This is a genomic window from Geotalea daltonii FRC-32, from assembly GCF_000022265.1.
GTDB classification, from domain to species: domain Bacteria; phylum Desulfobacterota; class Desulfuromonadia; order Geobacterales; family Geobacteraceae; genus Geotalea; species Geotalea daltonii.
In genome coordinates, this window is sequence record NC_011979.1 from 161,469 (window position 1) to 176,744 (window position 15,276).

The window sequence follows — 15,276 nt, forward strand, 5'->3', positions numbered from 1 at the left end:
TCCTTTCCTGAAGGCAATTGCCTAAAAAGCATAGGAAATCTTGAACTGGGTCTGGTTGCCGGTGGCGATGTTGCGGGCGCCATACTCCCAGTACTGCTTGAGGGTCATGGTGAATGGCCCCTGTTTCGGCCAATACTTGATCCCGACGCCTATCCCTCCGACCCGGCTTTTATCGCTGGTTTTAGAGACACCGTTCACTTCATCTTCGGTGGTCTGCCAGTAGTTGTAACCGACCAGGCCGCCAGTCAGGCCGTTCTTCAGGCCATAGCCCAATGCCCAGTCCATGTGGAACTCCTGGCCAGGGTCAGTGCTCGTGTCGCTGTTTCTGGTGTTGAAGTCGTACATTAGCTTGGCAGAGATGTCGAAGCCTTCCTTCAGGTAAGAGACGGCCAGAACCGGTTCGAAGGTCCAGATGTTCTTGGAGAGGAGGGTGGTGGCAGGCCGATCCTTGTCATAATTGCCGGTAGGTGCCCACATATCCAGGGCAAAAACCGCGTGGAGCTCCGGACTGAAGTGCCAGCCGAGGACCAGGGGACTGAAGATGATGTCGCCAATCCCCTTGTCCCTGGAATCAAAATTGAGTGGAGGGATGGCTGCCGAGTCACTCTTGATGTCGGCACTGTAAAAGGGGAGAAATGCCTGGGCACCCCAACTGGCTCCCAACACTTTATAAGGGCTCACGTAGATGAGGCGTGGTACCTCGGCCACCACGTCGGCCTTGAAATTGGCGGGCAGGCCGTTCCCCGAATTGTCCCTGAGGCTGCTCTTCTGGGCCAGGATCAGGTAGTTGACCAGATATACACCGGGGGGAGGGAGTGCCCCCACGGCAAAGTCCTCGACTCCATTGGGGTAGTGCTGTCCACCTCCTGCCCAGCACGGGCCGGCGTACAGCAGAGAAAAAACGGCAAGAAATCTGAGCATGTGGAAAACGTGTTTATATGCTGATGCCATCATTGTAGTCCTCTTGATTGATATTGCGCCTGGTTGAATAGTGCATTTGCTCAAATAGCAGTCTCACGTGGCGATTCGCAGTGTTTCCCTCAGTTGTTCCTTTCGGTCATGCCCGTTCCAGCGCGTGAAAAGGTTATGCTCGATGCCCACCTGGTCCAGGGCCTTGCCGATGCTCTGATGGATGATGTCCATGATCGACTCGGGCTTGTGGTAGAACGCCGGCATCGGCGGCAGTAGTATTGCCCCGCAGTCGGCAGCGCGCGACATGAGGTCCAGGTGTCCCTTGTGCAATGGAGTTTCACGCACCATCAGCACCAGCGGTCGCCGCTCCTTGAGGGTAACGTCGGCGGCCCGCACCACCAGGTTATAGGTGAAGGAGTTGGCGATGGAAGAAAGGGTTTTTACCGTGCAGGGGGCGACGATCATGCCGCTGGTGCGGAACGAACCGCTGGCTACCGAGGCGCCGATGTCGTTGTTGTCATAGACCACATCCGCCAGGGACTTGACATCCTCAAGTGTGTACGAGGTTTCGATCTCCAGATTCTTGGCCGCCGCGTCACTGACGATCAGGTGGGTTTCCTGACCGAGGCTTTTCAGCACGCTCAGCATCTCCACCCCATAGATCACGCCTGTTGCGCCGGTGATTGCCACTACCAATGGAAGGCTCATGATATTGCTCCTTTTTGCATGAATTACCGGCTGGGTCTGGCAATCCGGCAATTCCTATTGCGAGGCCTGAACGGAAGTCTGGCGCCGCGGTGCTTTTCCGAGGGTTCCTGCTTCCAGGCTGCGGCACAGATGGGCGGCCAGCTGGAAGATTTCGGTGGCGGAGATGATCCCCACCACCACGCCATTTTCCATAACCGGAAACTGGGCTACCCGCAGTTTCTTGCCGTAATCCAGGCAATGCTCCATGGTGTCGTCCGCATTGACCGTCGCCGGATTGCGGACCATGATGTCCCTGACCCTGAGCCGGTTGATGAAAAAGCTGACTTCATCCGGGTTCTGGGTACGCGTCACATAGTGCCCCATGCGCATCATGTTGTGACGGGTCACCAGACCGCGCAACTGTCCATTATCCACGACCAGCAACGAATTCAGGTTATTGTCGATAAGTACCCGCTTTGCTTCCGAAGCCAGCATGTCGCTGGGAATCGTCAGGGGGTCGTTTTGCATCCAATTGCGCACGATCATCGCACACTCTCCTTTTAAACAGGTTTTGCTCACTGGGCCACTGCTCTTGCCGGAGATCCCTCATACAACCGCACGAACTCATCGACGGCAGCTCGGGCAAATTCCGAGGTGTACAGGTGCAGATCTACCTCTTTGATCCGGTGGGGTTCGGCGACTTTCTCCTTCAGGCGGGCGACAAAGGCGGCATCGGCAGCGGGGTCGTAAATGATCCTCCCCTTGATGTCCTGGGATGACCAGCCCTGCAAGGGAATGAGAAAGGTCCATTCTCCCCGAGCCTGGTTGAGCCGATCGGCGATGACATCTGCGGCCTGACGCAGCTCCTCGGCGGTGGTACGCACCTGAACCCTCAGGGAGTCCTGCACGTATTGGGGCCGATCCTTCGTCTTCTCCAGCATATCCGGCCGGCCGCCGTAGGAGAGGATATCCAGACCGCAGGGGGCCAGCACCATGGGAATACCGGCCTCCACGGCTGCCATCAACCGATCGGGGCCGGGGTCACGGTTGCCATTGAAGAGGTTTTCGACGATGCCGCCGGTACAGATGTCCAGCACCCCGTGAAAGGCGCCGGCGCGGATCATATCCTCCATGGCTTTGTCCCCTTTGCCCTGAGCGTGGCAGACAATAGGGGTGAAGCCGGCCTCATTCAGCATGTCGAGGGCGGCCTGCACTGCCATTTCGCCGAAGCCGAAGGAGGATATGGCAACGCAGGGTTTGTCGAACTGGATGTCCGTGCCCTGGGTCATCTCCACCATGCCGCAGATGGCGCCGACGGCGTTGGTGATCTGGGCCTTGAGCAGCGGATTCATTTTGACGATGTCGAGCACCGTGTGGTGCATGGTTATGTCGTGGGTACCAACGTATTTGCCAACGTAGACCGGATGCGCCGCCATGGGGGATGCCATGAGCTTGGGGATGCCAAAGGGCACACCTTTCATGACACTGGTGCCGACCAGGGAGGACGTTCCGCCGCCAACGCCAAATACCCCCTGGACTTTTCCTGCTTCAAGCATGTCGCCGACGATGGCGCTGGCGCCCCTGATCTGGTTTTCCATGGCGCGGTCCCGATCGGAGCGATAGCATTCCCTCACCGCTTCAATGGTCATGCCGCCGCGTTCGGCGACCTCCTCGCAGGTTATGTCCCCTTGGAACGGCGGGGGTTCTTCCATGCTGAAATCGAGGAAATAGGCCTGGTGCCCCCGCCCTTCGATGAGATGTTTGACAAAGATAATATCCTCACCCCGAGTATCCAGGTTACAGATGATGACGATACCCTTTTTCTGGGCCATGTGTGTGATCCTCCCTTTCGTGCAGATAGGGGCAGGCGGCCGTTGCGAGCCGCCTGCCGCTGCATGGTCACTTTTTCTTCACTTCGGGCCGGGTGAGGCGCGGGATCATTTCGGCCACCGGGCTTACCCCGCTGAAGCCATACTCGTTCCAACGATCGGAAACCTTCTGCAGTACCGCCCGATCCATGAAGATCTCGTTCGGCTTGTTTTTCCACTCGTAGGGGGTGGTGGCATCCATGATGATGCGGCTGACCACATCGCGGGCCTCGATGGGCAGACCGGGATCGAGCGGGGTGGAGCGGCCGCGGTTGATGACCTGGACCGAGCGCTTCGGATCGAAACGGGTGGCCAGCGCCCACCAGACGCGGTCCATGTCGTCTGCGGCGATGTCATGGTCGACGATGATGATTCCCTTGACGCCGTAGTGGCCGGTCGTGCTGCCGTTGATGGCATCGGCCACGTGGTTCGAGTGCCCCGGATACATCTGCTTTACCGAGGCGATGACCCAGAAACGGCCGGTGGCCGCAGCCGGGAAGTAGACGCTCTGGATTCCCGGAACCTTCATGGTTTCCAAATCGTGCCACAATGTTGCCGTGCGGTTGATGGACTGGACCATGTGGGTGTCGTTGATCGGTTTGCCGACCGTGGTTGACCAGAAAATCGGCTTGGTGCGATGGATGATCCGTTTGACGCGGATCACCGGCTTGGGATAGTCCTTCATCTTGTTGCCCGAGTAATAGCCGGTGTACTCGCCAAACGGCCCTTCCTCCATCAACTCCTCCGGGTCCATCCATCCCTCGACAATGATCTCGGCGTTGGCCGGCAGGGTCAGTCCGGTAAGATCGGATTTGAAAACCTCGATAGGACGGCCGCGCAGCGCGCCCCCCACGTCATACTCATCTGTCTGGGCGCTGACCAGGGTGGAGGAGGCCAGAAACAGTATCGGATCACCCCCCACCACGTAAGCGACGGGCATCTTCTCGCCCCGTTCCTGGTACTTCTTCATGTGAAAATCGCCGTGCTTGCCGCTGATGATCTGCGAGCCGAGGATATTCTTGCCCAGAATCTGCGAACGATAGGTGCCCAGGTTGGTCCAGCCGGTATCCGGGTCCTGGGTCACCAGGTAACCGGAGGTACCGAAGAAACGGCCGCCGTCATCGGGATAGAACCAGGGAGCCGGGAAATTTTCCAGATCTACTGCTTCTTCCGGAATGATGTTTTCCATTACCGGCGGGTTCTTGACGAAGGTGGGCTTGATCATCTGCTTGGTGGTCAGCTCCATCCATTTCCGGGAAAGCTGGCACATGGTGAGGGACGGGTCCTGCTCCAGGCAGATGGCGATACGTTCGGGGGTGGTGAAGGCACTGGTGAAGACCGGGATAGTGTGCCCTTTGACATTCTCATAGAGCAATGCCGGACCCTTCTGCTCTTCGTTCACCTTGGATACGTGGGCGAGTTCGAATTTCCAGTCTACTTCGGCCTTGACGCGATGCATGACCCCTTGGGCTTCCAGGGCTGCGATATAACTGCGGATGTCGTTGATGGGTTTTACCTTTGGATTTGTGCTCATACTTCCTCCTGTTCTTGGTTTTGAAAGCTATAATGGCTTCCTATAGTGTTTTCTTCAGGTCAGGCGTTTTCCTTCGAGCATGCTGGCCAATATGTAATCCATTGCCGAAGCGCCTCCCTTGACGGCACCTGGCGGCTGCTGTTTCTGGCTCCAGACCGTCTCCGGCCGCGCCTGCAGAATGAAGATGTTGCCGCCGAAGGGAAGGTCCTTGTCCACCGCCCATTCGATGTCCATGGGGCGGCCATAATGCTTTTCGATCAGCTTGCCCATCCGGGCCAGCTCGGTGATTTCGTCGTCCATCAACGACTGCACCTTCTGCCGCTCGAAGGGCACCTCTATGGCGCGGGATACCTGTGTCTTCTGGTCGACGGTGTAGTAGATGTCCTTCTGGGAAATGGTCCGCTCCAAGATGTCCAGGGTGATCTTGTTGACGACGAAGTTGTCGGGGGTTACCTCCCCTGAGACCACCGATTCGCCGAAACCGTAATTGGAGTCGATGACGATCACCGAACGGTCGCCGTTGCCCGGATGAAGCGTGAACATCACCCCTGCGGTAAACGAGTTGGCCATTTTCTGCACGCCGACGCTGATGGCCACCTGCTCGTCCGCGTACCCCTGGTTGATCCGGTAGGCGATGGCCCGCCCCGTATAGAGGCTGGAGATGCAGCGGCGCATGTTGTGCAGAACCTCATCTGCCCCACGGACCCAGAGATAGGTATCCTGCTGGCCGGCGAAACTGGCCCCCGGCAGGTCCTCGGCCGTGGCGCTGGAGCGCACAGCAACCGGTACTGCCGGCAGACAGCTGCGTACTGCCAGCTTGCGGTATTTTTCTGCCACCAGATCTTCAATTTCCGTGGAAAACGGCTGAGCCTCGATCATTTCTCGTATCCCGGCGCTGGCATTCTCCAGTGCATCCATGTCCTGGGAGTCAATGCCTTTCAGCCGGGCCTGCACTTCACGGTCGATGCCCGCATCGGCCATAAAGTGCCGATATCCCTCGGTGGTGAGGGCAAAACCTGGAGGCACGCGGACTCCCGCATTGATCAACTCGCCGAGGGAAGAGCATTTACCGCCGACGAGCGGCACCGAATCCTTCCTGCATTCCTCCAACCAGCAGACCATGGGCAGGTCCTTGTTTGCCGTATTCCCAGACTTCCCCATATTTGCTTTCGCCGTGTCAGTCATCATCAAATCTCCTTTCATCGAAATAACTCAGCGATCGATTGTGACGAGGCCGGTGGAACCATCGACCCGGAGCATCATGCCGGTCCTGATGATCTTCGTCCCGAGCCCGGTGCCGACCACCGCCGGCAAGCCGTATTCACGGCAGACTATTGCCGCATGGCTCATGACACCCCCCACATCGGTAACGGCGGCCTTGATTTTGGCAAAGGCAGGCGCCCAGGAAGGCGAAGTGGTGGGTGCAACCAGGATTTCCCCCTCCTGCAACAGGCGAATATCGTCCGCATTGCGACAGACACGCGCCTTGCCTTCCACAATGCCGGGACTGCCGGCGAATCCTTTCAGGGCGGTGATGCTGTCCGGATCGGTGGCGTCCTGCACCTCTGACCAATCGGTGATGGACGAGTTGGTTACCCCCCAGAGCACGATGGTGAAAGGCTCCTTGATTACTTCAGGGGCAGTGCCGATTGCCGGCGGCGGGCTCCACTGCTGGAATTTCTCCATGACCCCCTTGCGCCAGGCGATTTCCTTCGGCCACACCGCGGTGCCGCGCGGCTTGACTCCGGTTGCCCAGGCGGTGACCATGTCCCATAAGGCCTGCTTTATTTCGTCGCGGCGCAGATACCAGACATCTTCCACATCCTCGATCATGCCGTGTTCTTTCATGATGGCTGCCACTTCCCGCATCTTTTTCCAGAAGACAGTATGGAACCAGTGCTCCACGTAGAACAGATGGTTCTCCACATAGGGGAAGACGGTCTTGGCCGTGCCGAGCAGGTCATCGAAGGTCTTGCGGTCCTCGTCGGAGGTGATCAGGTCGCGGTACTCGGCGGTGATCCGGTCCCGTTCGGCACGCACCTTTTCCACCGGCCGTTCGATGTCGATGCCCTGCTTAAGCTGGTTAATGTAGGTGGCGATCCCGGACAGGGGAATATTCAGGTCGTCGTTCCATGATTTGTCACTGTGCGACCAGCCGGTGCCGGTGGAGACGTGGAACCATGGGTAACGGGCCTCTTCCAGGGCAGCGAGCCATTCCTTTCCCTTCGGGTTTTTCTTTAGCTCCGCCTTGGCATCCGTCCACTCCGTGCGCGAAGTCAGGATCTGGTCAATCCCCAGTTGGACGGCTTTCTTCGCCAGCTTCTTCAATTCATCGTCGGACCGGTACATGAGCACGTCGACACCGGCAATCATCTGGGTGACCCGTTGCAACGGAATGCTCGGAAAGAGCTTTTGCACGAAGTCGAGGAAGAAGACATAGGCGGCATAGCCCAGGTTGAGGAATTCGAAGTGGTACTGCCAGCACTGGATGCCCAGGTTGATCAGGTCGTCATAGGCCTTGAGCAGGTGAAAGCCCTTGGATTCGCCGATTCCCTCGGTTACCACGGTGATGTCTTCCAGGTCGGGGAGGCGGGGGATCGGCAATTCTTCGATCTCCTTGATGATCGCCTTCATCTTTACTTCCCATTTGGCTTCCAGCTCAGCCCAGTTCTTGTAGTAAAAACCGGCACGCTCCATGAAATTCGGGACCCTGCTGCCTACCTCCTCCGGGTCCATGACCGGCACCGGCGAGATATAGACATAGCCGTTGATGATCCGGTGGTCGACGCCGCGCACCGGTGGTACCTGAAAGATGCGGTTGTTGTACTGGGACAAGCCCAGGTACCAGGCCTCATCCCAGATGGTGTCGAAGGGATAGATGGCTTCGGGATAATGGAGTCCATCGTAGAACCAGAATGCCTGTTCTTCGTAAGCCTTGCGTTCAGGGTCGTCGGTGACGAACTTGTACTGGTACGGATACATCCTTTCCCAACCTTCTGTCCCGGGAATGTCCTTAACCTCGTGTGGCTTTGGAAACTTCATCGCGTGTCTCCCCCCATTGTCGTATAGTTTAGTGGATCGGAACGACAAATTTGATAATCTACAAACCCTGTTTTATAAAATAAGCATTGTCCTCATGAGCTCTGAATGCTAATCAACGTTTTCAGTTAAAAGAGCACCGAATATGCCAAACATTGTTTTGCTAAATTGAAAACCAAGTCCTGCTGCACAGATCAACTGGACTAATTGCTTGTTTAATAAGGATATTGGACGAATCAGAAGGCCGATAAATTAATCTGCGGAGGCACGTTTGTGAGGGGTCCTGCTTGTGTGGCCTTCCGTGGACAATTGACCATTTTGTAAATTTTCCCGGTGGCGAGCAGGGGTGTTGGACATTTTTGTCGACTTCACTGACTGTGACAAAGCCGGGTGAGATTATGGAAGAAAGTGTCTAATGGCCGATAAATAGCGGTATTGGGTGGGAGCTGGATTTGGCCCGGACTGTACAGGCAATCAGCAGCAGGGATCCGATTTTGCCGGCAGCCATTGTTTTGTCCCTTGCATGAAAATAAAGCGAATGTTATTATAACTATGTTTTATGAATAAGCAGATATAATCGTTTTGCAGTCAAGAATTGAATCTGCAGTCGATGGTGATGTCCGGCTGCAATGCTGTTTTTAGGCACCTTTTCCAAATCGTTGCTGGTATGACAATGTTATAAATAATGTTGAAAAAGAATGGTATCTGCGGCTACCGGCAGATGGAGAGGTGACAATTATGACCAAGGGGTGGCGTACCGGCAAGTCCGACTGCAAGTCAAAGGATGGAGACCTGCGGGCACGGGTGCATTTCTGCATGGAATCCGGCCACATATGGCTGCACGAACATCGCATGCTCCTGGTCCATGCCGAGGCTCAGGCAACGCTCCGCCGGGAGTTGATCGAAACGCTCGGCATGGAGCGCGTACAGGGATTGCTTACCCGCATGGGTTATGCGGCGGGTATGCACGATGCTGAACTTGCCCGGACCCGATTCGAGGGCGCAAGCGACATGGAACTTTTCATGACCGGCCCGAAGCTGCATATGCTGGAGGGGGAAGTAAAAGTGACACCGGTCAAGATCGAATTCGATCGTACCGCGGGAAGCTTCTATGGCGAATTTCTTTGGGAAAATTCATGGGAAGGCCAATGGCACAAGCGCCATTTCGGCACCAATGGGGAGCCGGTCTGCTGGAGTCAAATAGGTTATGCTTGCGGCTACTCCACAGCCTTCATGGGACGGCCGATCTTGTACAAGGAAGTTGAGTGTGTCGGCATGGGAAAGAATAATTGCCGCATTATCGGCAAGCCCATTGATGAATGGGAAGATGCCACCGACTACATGCGTCTTTTCAACCGGGAGTCCATTGCCGAACAGCTGATGGACCTGCAAACCCAAGTGGTGCAACTCCGCTCTGCCATAAACAAAAAGGAAAAGCTCCCCTCCGACATCGTCGGCAATTCGAAGATCTTTTGCACCGCATATGAATTGCTCCAGCAGGCTGCCAAAAGCCAGATCACGGTGCTGCTCCTTGGGGAGACCGGAGTCGGCAAGGAAGTATTCGCTCGCAGTTTGCACAATAGCGGTGCCCGCAGCAAGGAATCTTTCATTGCCATCAACTGTGCGGCCATCCCCCACGACCTGGTGGAATCGGAACTGTTCGGCGTGGAAAAGGGTGCCTATACCGGCGCCATGACTGCCCGCGCCGGCCGCTTCGAACGGGCAAACGGTGGCACCCTGTTTCTCGACGAGATCGGCGATCTGCCCTTTTCGGCGCAAGCCAAACTCTTGCGCGTGTTGCAGGAAGGGGAAATCGAACGGATAGGCGATCACAAAACCCGCAAGGTCGATGTGAGGCTGGTGGCGGCTACCAACGTGGACCTGAGACAGCTGGTCAAGGAAGGCAGATTCCGTTCCGATTTGTATTACCGCCTCAATGCTTTCCAGATCAACATTCCGCCGCTCAGGGAGCGTAAGGAGGATATTCCGCTGCTGGCCAAACGATTTCTGGAGAAATATTCGGCGATCCATGGCAAGAAACTGCGCGGCTTCACCGATAAGGCCAAGCGGGCACTCCTTTCCTATCAATGGCCGGGAAACATCCGTGAGATGCAGAACATGATCGAACGCGGCGTCATTCTGGCACCAAGCGGCACTCGCATCGAGTTGGAGCAGATGTTTTCGGCAAGCGGCGAAGAACATGGCCTTGAAATAGGTCTTGATAACAACGGTTCACTTGGGGCCAACGGTTGGGATTACGGCAAAGATCTTTGTGAGGCGGTTTTTAATGGTGTCATGACACTGGATCAGGTGGAGGCGATGCTCATTGAAACCGCAGTGGCTAAAAGCAGTGGCAACCTTGCTTCAGCTGCCAGAAAACTAGGTTTGACCAGACGCCAGCTTGCATACAGATTGGGAAATCTCCGCGAAAATGAACCTGCTGAGCCGGCAATCCCTGTTCCCCGCGAACAGCGGGTCAAGCAGTCGGAAACAGCCGGCTGAATTGAAAGCACCCGGACAAGTAACCGGGCTTGTTTGAGGTCGATGGGGCCAATCTCCCGGGAAGACTATTTATAGAACATATGACTTGCATTATTCGCAGACATAAGCTGCCGGTTGCCCTGTTTTTAATCTCGATCGGGGCCGTCGCCGCTCTGCTCCTGATTCAGCATGCGAACCGGGACGTGCGTGCCGAGGCGCGCGCCCGTTTCATCGAGCAGTACAACCGCCAGCAATCCCTGATGGCCGAACTGGCTTCCCACACCCTGGAAGAGCTGTTCGCCACCTACCATCGCAACCTTGACCTGGTGGTCAATCTGTTTGAAGGGAAAGCAGTTACCAGGCACCGCGTGGAAGAGGTCAAGGGGAGTCTGAAAAAAATCTACAGCTCCCTTGCCAACACTCCGGTCATCGAGATGGTGATCTTCGACAGCAAGGGGACAGCAATCACCATAGAACCCTATGACACGTATACAATAGGGCGCAGTTACGCCTGGCGCGATTATTATCACTGGGCCAGGGAAATGGGCAGGCCGGGGCAGATGTACCTGTCTCCCTACGCCCGCCTGCAAGGGGGAATGCAGCGCGGGAACAAAGCATTGATCGTAGCGGAAGGGATTTATGGCCCGGGCGAAAAATTCCTCGGTGTCGTCATCTGCGCCATAGATTTTGAAGTCCTGGCAAAAAAACATATCCTGCCCATCCATATTGGTAAAGAGGGCCACGCGTGGCTGGCTGACATCAGCAACAGGACCATGCTCGTCGGCCCCAGCGGACGCTTGGTGGGTCTCAGTTTTGAAGAAGCATTCCTCCCGCGCTGGCCAAGGCTGTATCAGCTTCTGCTTTCCATGGAAAATGGCAAGCCGGGAAGCGACTGGTATGACTATCTGGATCCCGGCACCTATCAGCATCAGGTACGGAAGATCGGCAGCTATCATCCCATCCGTATCGAGAACCGCCTCTGGGCGCTGGGCATATCCACTCCCGAGCACGAGGTGGAAGAGCTGCTGTCCACTTTTCTTCATCGTCAGGAACTCTTTGCCAACACACTGTTGGTCACGGTCCTGGGGGTGGCGACTTTGCTTCTCGGGTTCCTCATCAACTGGAACCGTGTGTTGTCGGCTCAGGTTCAAAACCACACCCGTGCCCTCAGTGAGGCACACACCAGGCTGGAGTCCACTTTTGATGAACTGTTGGTGGCGAAGAAGGTCGCGGCGGTGGGGCAGCTTGCCCTTGGTCTGTCCCATGAGATCCGCAACCCACTGTCTGCTATTCAGATGAACATGCAGATGATCAGGAAAAAAATTGACCTTGCCGGTACCTTGCGGGAAAATTTTGCCATCGTCGACGGGGAGATCCAGCGGCTTAACCGACTGCTCAAGGACGTCATGGACTTCGCCCGTCCCAGATCCCTGAACCTGCAAAATACCGAGCTCAAGGAAATTATCAGCAGGCTGATGCAGCTGTTGTCCCAGCGCCTGGAGGAACAGCTGATCAGGACAACGGTCCGCACCGAGTCCCCCATTCAACTTGTCTGTGATCCGGAGCAGATCCATCAGGTACTGCTGAACCTGATTCTGAATGCCATGGAAGCCATGAACGAAACACCAGGAGAAAGGCATCTCACCATCTTCGCCCGCAGTGCAGACGGAATGGCCTTGGTCACGGTAAGTGACACCGGGGGAGGGATCCCCCAGGGCAAGCTGGAACAGCTTTTCGATCCATTTTATACCACCAGGGCTTCCGGCGGTGGACTGGGCCTTTCCATAGTACAGACCATCGTTCTGCGTCACGGCGGGTCGGTGGCGGTGGAGAGCCAGCCGGGGCAGGGTGCCACATTTACCGTGGCCCTTCCCCTGAAAGGACCTGCAGGAACAGGAGATATGAGCCAATGAAAACGATTCTGATCGCCGATGACGATAAAGCAATCCGCCGCACACTGGAGCTGCATCTTACGGAGGTTGGCTACAGGGTGGTCACGGCCGCCAACGGTTCCGATGCGGTCAACCTGGCCCTGGCGGACACCGCCATCGGGCACAACATCGATCTGATGCTGCTGGACCTGCGCCTGACCGGAATGGACGGTTTCGAGGTGCTGACCCTGGTCAAGGAAAAGAAGCCCTTCCTGCCGATCATCATGATCACCGCCTACGATGAAATGCAGACGGCCATCAAGGCCATTCGTCTGGGAGCCATCGATCACCTGGGTAAACCGGTGGATCTGGACCATCTGGACGAGGTCATCGACAAGATCTTCGAAATGAGCGCCCTGTCCCGCACCGGCGTCACCTTCAGCGATTCCTTCGATCCCCATTTCGAGCAGAACATCATGGTTGGCCGTACCCGGGCCATGAAAGAGGTCTATAAGACCATCGGCGCCGTGGCTGACTCCAGGGCGACAGTTCTTATCCAGGGGGAGAGCGGCACCGGCAAGGAGATGGTGGCACGTGCCATCCACTTCAACAGCCAGTTCCGTAATCGGCCGTTTATCGCCGTGGCGTGTTCAGCCCTGTCACCGACTATTCTGGAAAGCGAACTGTTCGGTCATGAAAAAGGGGCTTTTACCGGTGCTATCCGTACCAAGCCCGGCAAGTTCGAACTGGCCCAGGGGGGAACCCTGTTTCTTGATGAAATATCGGAGATCAGTCCGGAAATACAGGTGAAGCTTCTCCGTTTCATCCAGGAAAGGGAATTTGAGCGGGTCGGCGGCATCGAGACGATCAAGGCGGATGTGCGCATCGTTGCCGCTACCAATAAGAATTTGTCGACTCTGGTGGCAAGCGGCATGTTTCGCAATGATCTCTATTACCGGCTCAAGGTAGTTTCCATAGACCTCCCTCCCCTGAGGGAGCGGAAAGAGGATATTCCCATTCTGGTCAAGTTCCTTCTGGAAAAGCTGCACCATGAGACCGGCAAGCGGGTGGAGATCATTCCCCAGGAAACCATGAATAAAATACTGGAACACTCCTGGCCGGGTAACGTGCGGGAGCTGGAAAATACCCTGCGCCGTGCCGTCATCCTTTCCCATGGCAACATGCTCTTGCCCGAATCGCTACACCTGGAAGAGGGCTGCGACGGCCAGGAGCGCTTTCCCCTGCTGCTGAAACCCCTCCATGAAGTGGAACGGGAGCATATCCAGAACGTGCTCTGTTATGTGCGTAACGAAAAGAAACGAGCCGCGGAGATCCTCGGTATTTCGCGGCCTACCCTTGATCGCCGTATCAAGGAATACGGACTTGAGGAGGAAGATAAGCCGTGATTGCACCTATGGATAGCTGAAATTATAATAAAACGAAGTTATCCTTTTTACATGCTTTCCCGGTTCACCCGTCATGGCAGCTGTTATAAAGCCTTTTGGCCTTGCCTTACCCATGCCTTAGTTTTATCTCGCCTCCGCCGCCCGTTCAACTTTTTACCTTATCGATCATAATTTTACATGTCCGCATCTTTTTTTATCCAAATGATAAAATGACATCCTAGTCAAACGAATAGTTTTATAAATACAACATACTGAATTTAAAAAGAAAAAATAACATTTAACATCATGTCGAGGCGGCTGGATCATATTTTGCAAAACATTATTTTGTAAATCAACCGGCTGACCATTGGGACTTCTGATGCCGGTTTTATCAACCGATGTGATGCGGAGGCTTCAATATGGAAAAAACTTTACTGGTTATCAATCTGGGTTCGACGTCGACCAAGATAGCAGTGAGCAAATCGGAAGATATGCTGTTTACCGAGTCGGTCCCCCATACAGCAGAAGAGCTGAAAAAATACCAACGGATCATTGACCAGTACGAATTGAGGGAACGGACGGTACTTGACGTGCTGGCCGAAAAAAAGGTAGCGCTGGAGCAGCTGGACGGCATCGCCAGCCGGGGGGGCAACATGAAGCCGATTCCCGGCGGCATCTATGAAATCTGCCCGGCCATGATCGATGACATGAAAAGCGGCAAATATGGCCAGCATCCCAATATGTGCGGCGGTATTGTGGCCCACCAGCTGGGGAAGAAGCTGAATATTCCGGCGCTCACCGTCGATCCGCCGACGGTGGATGAATTGTGCATCTCTGCAACCTATTCTGGAATCCCGCTGATCAGGAGGCAAAGCAGCTTTCATGCATTGAACCAGAAGGCGACGGCAAGAAAGATAGCTGAGCAGCTGGGCAGGAAATATGAAGATGTGAACCTGATCGTCGCCCATTTGGGTGGGGGGATATCGGTAGGCGCCCATCGCCGGGGCAAGGTGGTGGATGTGAACAACGCCCTTGACGGAGATGGACCTTTTTCGCCGGAGCGGGCCGGAACACTGCCGGCGGGGGATCTGGTCAAGCTTTGTTACAGCGGTGAATATTCCCGGGAGCAAGTATTGCGGCTCGTTCAGGGGGGAGGCGGCCTGATGGCCTATCTGGGGACTACCAGCGGCCTGGAGATCGAAAAGAGAATTACTGAAGGGGATATGGTCGCAGCCGAGGTCTTCGAGGCCATGGCCTACCAGGTGGCAAAAGAAATCGGCGCCTGCGCCGCCGTCCTTGAAGGACAGGTGGATGCCATCGCCCTCACCGGCAGCTTGGCCTACTCGGAGCGATTGGTTGAAAACCTGAAAAAGAAGGTTTCCTTCATCGCCCAAGTCCGGCTGGATCCCGGAGAAAATGAAATGGCGGCCCTGGCTGCAGGCGCAATGCGCTATTTCAAGGGCACCGAACAGCTTTCAATTTACTGAGAGGAGAGGAAA

The 15,276-nt window shown here is 55.7% G+C and carries 11 protein-coding genes; 4 read left to right on the top strand and 7 right to left on the bottom strand.

What is annotated here, in order from left to right; translation table 11 throughout:
• Positions 1–21: 21 nt before the first annotated feature.
• The 7 genes from GEOB_RS00665 to GEOB_RS00695 all read right to left on the bottom strand — a co-directional run bounded on the left by GEOB_RS00665 (position 22) and on the right by GEOB_RS00695 (position 8,043).
• The gene (locus tag GEOB_RS00665) at positions 22–954 is read right to left on the bottom strand and encodes a SphA family protein (protein ID WP_012645239.1); all 933 of its coding nucleotides are present in this window, start codon (positions 952–954) and stop codon (positions 22–24) included.
• A 60-nt stretch (positions 955–1,014) separates the two neighbouring features.
• Positions 1,015–1,620 (bottom strand): UbiX family flavin prenyltransferase, encoded by a 606-nt coding sequence (locus GEOB_RS00670; RefSeq protein WP_012645240.1) that lies wholly within the window; start codon positions 1,618–1,620, stop codon positions 1,015–1,017.
• Positions 1,621–1,674: 54 nt separating this feature from the next.
• Complete coding sequence (locus tag GEOB_RS00675) at positions 1,675–2,145, bottom strand: CBS domain-containing protein (RefSeq protein WP_012645241.1); 471 nt, start codon at positions 2,143–2,145, stop codon at positions 1,675–1,677.
• Positions 2,146–2,174: 29 nt separating this feature from the next.
• Entirely contained in the window at positions 2,175–3,431 is a 1,257-nt protein-coding gene (locus tag GEOB_RS00680) for a Tm-1-like ATP-binding domain-containing protein (RefSeq protein WP_012645242.1), read from the bottom strand.
• 67 nt (positions 3,432–3,498) lie between these two features.
• Positions 3,499–5,001 carry a phenylphosphate carboxylase subunit beta gene (ppcB, locus tag GEOB_RS00685; protein WP_012645243.1) on the bottom strand — a complete coding sequence of 501 codons (1,503 nt, stop codon included), beginning with the start codon at positions 4,999–5,001 and terminating at the stop codon, positions 3,499–3,501.
• A gap of 54 nt (positions 5,002–5,055) precedes the next feature.
• Positions 5,056–6,189 (bottom strand): PEP/pyruvate-binding domain-containing protein, encoded by a 1,134-nt coding sequence (locus GEOB_RS00690; RefSeq protein WP_012645244.1) that lies wholly within the window; start codon positions 6,187–6,189, stop codon positions 5,056–5,058.
• Positions 6,190–6,213: 24 nt separating this feature from the next.
• Entirely contained in the window at positions 6,214–8,043 is a 1,830-nt protein-coding gene (locus tag GEOB_RS00695; protein WP_012645245.1) for a PEP-utilizing enzyme, read from the bottom strand.
• Between the two features lie 735 nt (positions 8,044–8,778).
• Here GEOB_RS00695 and GEOB_RS00700 point away from each other — a divergent pair.
• The 4 genes from GEOB_RS00700 (at position 8,779) to buk (ending at position 15,264) form a co-directional block, all read left to right on the top strand.
• Positions 8,779–10,542: a sigma-54-dependent Fis family transcriptional regulator gene (locus GEOB_RS00700; RefSeq protein ID WP_012645246.1), complete on the top strand. Its 1,764-nt coding sequence runs from the start codon at positions 8,779–8,781 to the stop codon at positions 10,540–10,542.
• 80 nt (positions 10,543–10,622) lie between these two features.
• Positions 10,623–12,434, top strand: coding sequence for a sensor histidine kinase (locus GEOB_RS00705; RefSeq protein WP_012645247.1), 1,812 nt, complete (start codon positions 10,623–10,625; stop codon positions 12,432–12,434).
• The gene (locus GEOB_RS00710) at positions 12,431–13,798 is read left to right on the top strand and encodes a sigma-54-dependent transcriptional regulator (RefSeq protein ID WP_012645248.1); all 1,368 of its coding nucleotides are present in this window, start codon (positions 12,431–12,433) and stop codon (positions 13,796–13,798) included. Before GEOB_RS00705 ends, GEOB_RS00710 begins: the two co-directional genes overlap by 4 nt.
• A 398-nt stretch (positions 13,799–14,196) precedes the next feature.
• Complete coding sequence (gene buk / locus GEOB_RS00715) at positions 14,197–15,264, top strand: butyrate kinase (protein WP_012645249.1); 1,068 nt, start codon at positions 14,197–14,199, stop codon at positions 15,262–15,264.
• The last annotated feature ends 12 nt before the right edge of the window (positions 15,265–15,276 follow it).

What these genes read in the sequence shown, in the direction of transcription:
- GEOB_RS00665 (WP_012645239.1), bottom strand. Translation starts at nt 954, where the DNA reads ATGATGGCATCAGCATATAAACACGTTTTCCACATGCTCAGATTTCTT.
- GEOB_RS00670 (WP_012645240.1), bottom strand. Translation starts at nt 1,620, where the DNA reads ATGAGCCTTCCATTGGTAGTGGCAATCACCGGCGCAACAGGCGTGATC.
- GEOB_RS00675 (WP_012645241.1), bottom strand. Translation starts at nt 2,145, where the DNA reads ATGATCGTGCGCAATTGGATGCAAAACGACCCCCTGACGATTCCCAGC.
- GEOB_RS00680 (WP_012645242.1), bottom strand. Translation starts at nt 3,431, where the DNA reads ATGGCCCAGAAAAAGGGTATCGTCATCATCTGTAACCTGGATACTCGG.
- ppcB (WP_012645243.1), bottom strand. Translation starts at nt 5,001, where the DNA reads ATGAGCACAAATCCAAAGGTAAAACCCATCAACGACATCCGCAGTTAT.
- GEOB_RS00690 (WP_012645244.1), bottom strand. Translation starts at nt 6,189, where the DNA reads ATGATGACTGACACGGCGAAAGCAAATATGGGGAAGTCTGGGAATACG.
- GEOB_RS00695 (WP_012645245.1), bottom strand. Translation starts at nt 8,043, where the DNA reads ATGAAGTTTCCAAAGCCACACGAGGTTAAGGACATTCCCGGGACAGAA.
- GEOB_RS00700 (WP_012645246.1), top strand. Translation starts at nt 8,779, where the DNA reads ATGACCAAGGGGTGGCGTACCGGCAAGTCCGACTGCAAGTCAAAGGAT.
- GEOB_RS00705 (WP_012645247.1), top strand. Translation starts at nt 10,623, where the DNA reads ATGACTTGCATTATTCGCAGACATAAGCTGCCGGTTGCCCTGTTTTTA.
- GEOB_RS00710 (WP_012645248.1), top strand. Translation starts at nt 12,431, where the DNA reads ATGAAAACGATTCTGATCGCCGATGACGATAAAGCAATCCGCCGCACA.
- buk (WP_012645249.1), top strand. Translation starts at nt 14,197, where the DNA reads ATGGAAAAAACTTTACTGGTTATCAATCTGGGTTCGACGTCGACCAAG.